The organism is Stenotrophomonas sp., from assembly GCF_031995405.1.
Classification (GTDB): Bacteria; Pseudomonadota; Gammaproteobacteria; order Xanthomonadales; family Xanthomonadaceae; genus Stenotrophomonas.
On the sequence record NZ_DAMAGC010000051.1, the window covers coordinates 20,541 to 27,028 of the forward strand.

Sequence of the window (6,488 nt, forward strand, 5' to 3'; positions counted from 1 at the left end):
TAGCGACGGCGGTCCAGGTAAGAAAATACTTACAGGCAAATGAGACTCTTGTCGCAGCTAATTCCGTCTTAACTCTCCAGACTGATATCGCACATGGGGTGCATGTCCGAATCAACTGCAAAGTACGGAGGCGACATGAAGTCAGTATTGTTTCTTTTAGCGATTTTATTTGGAATTTACTCTGGCGGGGTGAGGGCTCAGGATCAACCCGTCAACACGGGTCTAGGCGACTGTATAGATTTCTTCATCTACGCTTCCCCAACATTGATGGGCCAAGTGAATTCGTCGGGCTACACATTTGCCTACGCGGCTGGTTCCCGTCTGGATAAGGTGAACCATGTGGTTTATGTGCAAAATTTTGCTTGTAATCCAGATGCTCCGGATTTGCCGGGCATTTACTTTCGCGTATCGCAAGTAAGTCATGAGCTGGGGCATGCATTGTTCGATGCAAGTTTTCCTCTAGGTACACGGGAGGACTACATTGAGAAGGCGTGCACAAACGAAGGTCGTGCCGTCATAAATAATGCTCTCGCACGAACTGAGATACTCGATACCAGTGAGGGCTTCTCGGATATAGGTCTGGCAGCTTCCAATTCAGGCGCCCTGTTGGCCCTAATCAACGCGGGTGGTGCAAATCTAGATAAACGGGTTGGCGACTTGTTCTGCGATACCAATGTCACATCGACGACGGGTGTGAACTACAAAGTTCATTGGGGGAACGTGTATGATGAGCTGTACGGTCCAGACGAGGAGGGCTAATCAATGAAAATTTGCAATTACGTGCTCGCAGTCTCATTTGTACTGCTTTCTTCCGCGGCGTCGGCGTCAGAACCAAAGGCCAGTCCGCAGGCGCAGCAGAAATTTTGGGCCTTGACGGAACAGATCGCTCTTGCGCTCCCGGGCGATGCGCGTGATTTGAGGAAGCTGATCCCATCCGCTGCCTTACGTCCCGACAGCTCGAGCTCCAGTACGGCGCGTTCGAAGTCTGCTGAGATAGCCCCCTCACTGTTCGCAAATGACGTCGCGGTGGTGATGGGTAAGAATAATCATGCTGATTCCGTTTCCTTCGATCTTTCGGGCAGTTGCATTCCTTTTTCGTCCGTGCGGAAGAGATATCCGAATCTGATAGTGATTAACCATGCTGCGGATGATTTGGAATGGAATACTCTCGGAACTCAGGTGGGCGACTCAATGATCGCTTTCTGGTTCCAGGGAACAAAGTTCGGTTGCATGCGCAAAGTGGATATTACGCCGGCATCGCGTACCCTGTCCCGACTCAACACTAACTGATTATTCGTCTCAGGATCATCGAGATCCTGAGACTTTTCAAATCTCGATAGCTTTAGCATTCTGACAGATAAGCTGGGCAGGCAACTGCAGCGGCCACGACGGGCCCGCGCTAGATTCCCCGCTGGCGCGCCCCGGCGCGAGCGTGCGGCCTGTCCTGTCGGACGCATCGTCTGTTCAACCCGGGAGCGCCTGAGCCGCGCCGACAACTTCGCGGCCCGATTACGTTTAGTCGCGGAATCTGAGACCCCGGTCCGTATCCTGCGCGCCATGCTCCCGCCCTGCGACTACACCGAATTCATGATTGCGCCCCGACCGCGAGGCTGGGTGCAGCATGGTGAGCACTGGGGGCTCTGGTGGGGGAACCGCCAGATCGCCAGCGTGCAGCCATGCGCCGAGGGCATCCGCGTCACCTTGGCGTGCAGGAAACTCTGGCAGGACAAGCAGGTCCGGGCGGCCAGCATCGACCAGGGCAAGCGCTACGCCGAGCGGTGGTGTGCGGCCAGGGTGCTGGAGGGGGTGCCGCTGCGGGAGGCTGTGGCGCGCCTGGTCGGCCATCCGCCAACGGCAGCGGCGAAACCCAAAAGGAAGCGGGCCGAGACCCCGCAGGAGCGGCGGTTGAGGGAGGCGTTGAAAGCCCTCCCTTTGACTGACCCCAAACTGACCCCACGCGCCCGCTAAGCGACTGATTCCATTAGATCGCTAGTGATCGCGGGTGATCGGCTTAGTCGTTGTTTCTGTTGATCTTCCGCGACCTTGACATGGTAGGGCGCACGCCCGACCCTTGCGCTAATTGCTTCATGTCAAGGACACAAATGAAGAAGTTCGAATGGACTGTATTTGGGCTAGTTGCATTCACGGTCGGTGCCGCCACCGCCGCTGTGCTGGCATATCGAGCCGCGTTTGCGAGAAATGGAGTCGGTGATCCCGAGGCGTGGGGGCAGTTTGGCGACTACTTGGGCGGGGTTGTTAATCCGGTGGTTGGGATCGTAACTGTCGTCTTGGTCGTCATGACCCTCCGGGTGACACGTTTGGAGGCGCAGGCCGCCCGACGCCAGATCGCTCAGCAGCTCGAATACATGGAGCGCCAATCGTTGCTGTCGGACATGCACAAGCGCTTGGAGGGTGTTATGGCGGAATGGGAGCGTGTCATGTCGCGGCCCGCACCACGCGGTTTTCAGCGGTTTTGGGTTACCAAAGGTGAACCGTCACTCTCGAGCAAGACAGTGCAAGAGGTCCTAGAGGACAACGAGCTTCGCGCCTCATTGATTGAAGATCACCTCAAGACGCAGTATCCAGACTCGCCCAAGGGTGATGAGCGCTTTGTGGCCTTCAAGGGCGATTTGGTTGAGCTGGCGGTAGAGCTTGACCAATACTGTCTGAAGTACGACGAGGTCGCTGGAACACGCCATCTCACGTTCTTCTATAGGAACAGGCTCAAGAGGTCTGTTGAGATGCTCTGGTTGGCTGGTGTGATGCAAGCCACTGTCGCAAAGAGATATGAGGAAAATCGGATGCCTTGATGGCTGATGTGCTGTCCGTGCCGCTCTCGGGCGGTCTAGGTCTCGGCATTCGTTCCTAAGCGACGGTCGTGCAAATTCCGTGCAACTCTAGAAAGAAGAAGGGCCCGCATTGCTGCGAGCCCTTAAATTATGGTGGCCGAGGACGGAATCGAACCGCCGACACGGGGATTTTCAATCCCTGCATCGTTGCCGCAACGCATGGCAGATCACAGCAAATTCGTAGCCGGGCTATCATGGACTCATGAACGAGCGTGCTAAACCCTCTGGAAGGTTCGGTGACCCCGATTGGTATGAATTCGCCAAGGGCGAGATATTTCGTCTTACGGAAGCTCTTCTTAAGTACCCGCCGGAACGGGAATGCGAGAGGCACTTTCTGTTGGCGGCCGTGCGACGAACACTCTCTCTTGAGAAGGCATTCACGCATGCCATCGGAGACCACAACGGTCAAATGGGCATGACTTTGGTCAGACTCAATTTAGATACATTGGCGCGAGCGTACGCTCTTTACTGGGCTGAAGAGACCGTGGGAATGACAGCGGAGTCATTCGCTCGCGACTTTGCGGCGGGTAAAGTTATCCGCAAGATGAAGCTCAGGGGGGCGAAGGAGAAAGCAACGGACGCATGGCTAATTGCGCAGATATCACCATTGGCCGGCTGGATTCAAACCGTGTACGAAAATACCTCTGGAGCAATTCATTTCTCGGACTTTCATGTCAGGCAGCTGTTCCAGCAGCGCGAGTCCATGGAAAAGATGGAAGACGGCAGCCTCAAGGTCCGCTTAGTGCTTGGGGGTGCTGATCATTCGCCTCCCGATGGCATATACACGGAAGTTCGACAAGCCTTCTTGGAGATTACATTGATGTTGATCGAATTAATCAGACATCGGTGCGAGCGCGCGAGTGTATTGAAGCCAGACTGACTGTTCAAGCTGCTTTGCCTGCCCCCAGCGCCAATGCGTTGCCTTTACGAAGGTTATCCAGGTAGTCCGCCCATTCCTGCATCATCCGGGTGCGCTCCACCAAGTGCGTAGTGCGGTTGTAGGCCCGGCCGTTCGGGTCCTTCACCGCGTGCGCGAGCTGATGTTCGATGATGTCAGGCCGGTGGCCCAGCACCTCATCCAGCAGCGTGCGCGCTGTCGCTCGGAAGCCGTGGCCAGTGGCTTTTTCTTTGTCGAATCCCAGCACCCTGAGCGCGGCCAGCACGGCTCCCTCTGACATGGGGCGCCTCACGCTCCGGCCGCCAGGAAATACGAACTGGCTCCGTCCGGTGAGCGGGTGTAGTTCCCGCAGCAACTGGACAGATTGCTGGGACAGCGGGACGAGATGCGCCTGCCGCATCTTCATTCGCGCCGCTGGGATGCTCCAGAGGGCTGCGTCGAGATCGATCTCGGCCCACTCCGCCTGTCTGAGCTCCCCGGGCCTGACAAACAGCATGGGCGCCAGCTTCAGCGCTGTCTGGACGATGATCGTGCCCCGGTAGGAATACAGCGCTCGCAGCAGGTGTCCCAGGTCAACCGGGTCGACTACGGCCGCGTGGTTGCGCTCAGGGGCAGGGGGCAGAGCTCCGCGCAGGTCGGCGACGGGATTTCGCTCGGCGCGCCCGGTGGCGATCGCATACCGCATGATCTGGCCGCAGTTCTGCATGATCCGGTGGGCAGACTCGATCGCGCCCCGGGCTTCGATACGTCGCGCAACACGCAGGAAGTCTGGGGCGGTCAGCTCCCCTACCGGTCTGGATCCGATCCACGGGAACACGTCATTTTCCATCCACGCCACCACCTTCACCGAATACTTCGGCACCCAATCCCGCTTGCTAAGCCACTCGCGCGCGGTCACTTCGAAGGTGTTGGCCCCGAGTTCGGCTTTCGCCTGGGCCGCTGCCTTGCGGTGTTCGCCGGGATCGATGCCCCGCGCCAGCATCTGGCGCGCCTCCTCACGCCGCTGCCGCGCCAGTGCGAGGGGCACGTCCGGGTAGACGCCTAGGGCGAGGCGCTTCTCCTTCCCGTCGAATCTGTATTTCAGGCGCCACCACCGACCATCCTTAGGGGAAATCTCCAGGTAGAGGCCGCCGCCGTCGAAGAGTCTCTGGGTCTTCTCGGCCGGCTTGGCACGCCGCAAGGCAAGATCGGTAAGTGGGGGCATCTGTCTGGGGGCATGGGGTAGATGCCCCAGAATATGCCCCCACGGTCTCACGACCTGCAACGCACGGTCCCGAACGATGCCGGAAATAAAAAAGCCCGGGAACCCTTATTGTGTAAGGGTTCCCGGGCTTCTTAGGATTCTTTCGAACCCTTCAATGGTGGAGGTGGGCGGAATTGAACCGCCGTCCGAAGGCACTCCATCCCCGGTACTACATGCTTAGCTCACCGTTGGATCTCATCCTGTGGCAGCACGGTGTGCAAAGCGCACCCCAGGACCAGCCTGCTTTAGTTAAGTCGTGACTGACAGGCAGCCATCACAACCGGTTCCGTGATAATGACCCTACATCTACGAGCACGGGCACAAGTAGGTTCGGGGGTTCGCCTTAGGCGGCTGTAGAACTAAACGCTAAAGCTGTTTTTAGGCAGCGATTGCGAAGTCGTTCGAACCGTAGTTGTCGTCGTTGGCAACTAAAAGTTTGCTGCTGGATTAACGAGGAAAGCTGCCCCCTCGGCATGCACCAAGTAACTTCACAACCCCCGTCGAAACCAATGCACCCCCGGTTTCTTCAAGAACCGCAAGACATCTGGCGACCCAGACGCTACTTGACGGGGCCGATGCTACTCCAATTCAGCTGAACAGTCACGGTGCAAGGCCAGTTCTGGCTTGCCCGTGCCCAGCGGAGGGGTCAGCGCTTGCCTTCCTGCTGGCGACGGCTGTCGGCCTGGTGGCGGGCTTTTTCCTTGCGCAGGCGGTTGTGTTCGTTGCGCACGGTCATCGCCTGCTTCTTGGCCTGGGGTTCGACCCGTGCCATCAGCGACTCCACCTGGGCGACCAGCCGGCGGTGTTCCAGGCTGTCGTAGCTTTGATTCTCCGACGCCGCGCGCTTGGCGTTGCGGATCAGGTAGGTCAGCACTTTGAGCAGTGCGGCCGGGTCCATGGCGCGGGCGAGTTCATCAAAGATGAATTCCAGCGCGGCCACGTCGGCACGCAGGGTGGTCAGTTCGTCGGCCGCCTGCACGGGCTCCGGGGTATGTTCGAGGGTCACGCGCGGATCCTTTCCGTTTCAATGCGGGGATTCTGACAGCTGCGCGCCCTGGACGGGGAACAACCTGATGCCGGGTCGGTTCAGGGCGGGGCGGAGGCGCTAAAGCGGCTTGCGCAGGTACAGGCGCTGGTGCCCCGGTGGGAAGTCCGGCAGCCGGCCGAACACCGCATAGCCCTGCTTGAGGTAGAAGCCCTCCGCCTGCCAGGAGAAGGTGTCCAGGGTCACCGCGTGCGCCCCCAGCGCCCGGGCCTGCTGCTCCGCGTCGGCCAGCAGCGCCTGGCCCAGCCCCCGGCCGCGCTGGGTGTCGGCCACCCACAGCGCATGCACCATCAGCCAGCCACCGCAGACATCGGCGGCGATGCCGGCCACGACCTGGCCGGCGGCATCGTGGATCACCCGGTTGACCGGCCGGTCGTCCAGGGCATCGCCGCTGGCGGCCTGGTTGAAGGCGAGCAGGCCGGCGAACACCGCGCGGGTGTCCTCGACGCTGGC

8 protein-coding genes and 1 other RNA gene are annotated in these 6,488 nt (G+C 59.1%); 5 read left to right on the forward strand and 4 right to left on the reverse strand.

The features are described from left to right. Positions 1–135: 135 nt before the first annotated feature. The 5 genes from RTO53_RS10875 (at position 136) to RTO53_RS10895 (ending at position 3,729) form a co-directional block, all read left to right on the forward strand. Entirely contained in the window at positions 136–759 is a 624-nt protein-coding gene (locus RTO53_RS10875) for a hypothetical protein (RefSeq protein WP_312237806.1), read from the forward strand. A 3-nt stretch (positions 760–762) separates the two neighbouring features. Continuing rightward, positions 763–1,290 carry a hypothetical protein gene (locus tag RTO53_RS10880; RefSeq protein ID WP_312237807.1) on the forward strand — a complete coding sequence of 176 codons (528 nt, stop codon included), beginning with the start codon at positions 763–765 and terminating at the stop codon, positions 1,288–1,290. A 267-nt stretch (positions 1,291–1,557) separates the two neighbouring features. Further along, entirely contained in the window at positions 1,558–1,968 is a 411-nt protein-coding gene (locus tag RTO53_RS10885; protein WP_312237808.1) for a hypothetical protein, read from the forward strand. Between the two features lie 134 nt (positions 1,969–2,102). Further along, positions 2,103–2,810: a hypothetical protein gene (locus tag RTO53_RS10890; protein ID WP_312237809.1), complete on the forward strand. Its 708-nt coding sequence runs from the start codon at positions 2,103–2,105 to the stop codon at positions 2,808–2,810. A gap of 241 nt (positions 2,811–3,051) precedes the next feature. Continuing rightward, the gene (locus tag RTO53_RS10895) at positions 3,052–3,729 is read left to right on the forward strand and encodes a hypothetical protein (protein ID WP_312237810.1); all 678 of its coding nucleotides are present in this window, start codon (positions 3,052–3,054) and stop codon (positions 3,727–3,729) included. 4 nt (positions 3,730–3,733) lie between these two features. Here RTO53_RS10895 and RTO53_RS10900 read toward each other — a convergent pair whose 3' ends face one another. The 4 genes from RTO53_RS10900 to RTO53_RS10915 form a co-directional block, all read right to left on the reverse strand. Further along, on the reverse strand, positions 3,734–4,951 hold the full coding sequence (locus RTO53_RS10900) for an integrase arm-type DNA-binding domain-containing protein (protein WP_312237811.1): 1,218 nt from the start codon (positions 4,949–4,951) through the stop codon (positions 3,734–3,736). Between the two features lie 155 nt (positions 4,952–5,106). After that, positions 5,107–5,509: a transfer-messenger RNA gene (gene ssrA / locus RTO53_RS10905) on the reverse strand. A 127-nt stretch (positions 5,510–5,636) separates the two neighbouring features. Next, entirely contained in the window at positions 5,637–5,996 is a 360-nt protein-coding gene (locus RTO53_RS10910) for a hypothetical protein (protein WP_312237812.1), read from the reverse strand. 99 nt (positions 5,997–6,095) lie between these two features. Further along, a partial coding sequence (locus RTO53_RS10915) for a GNAT family N-acetyltransferase (protein ID WP_312237813.1) occupies positions 6,096–6,488 on the reverse strand: 393 nt, incomplete at its 5' end.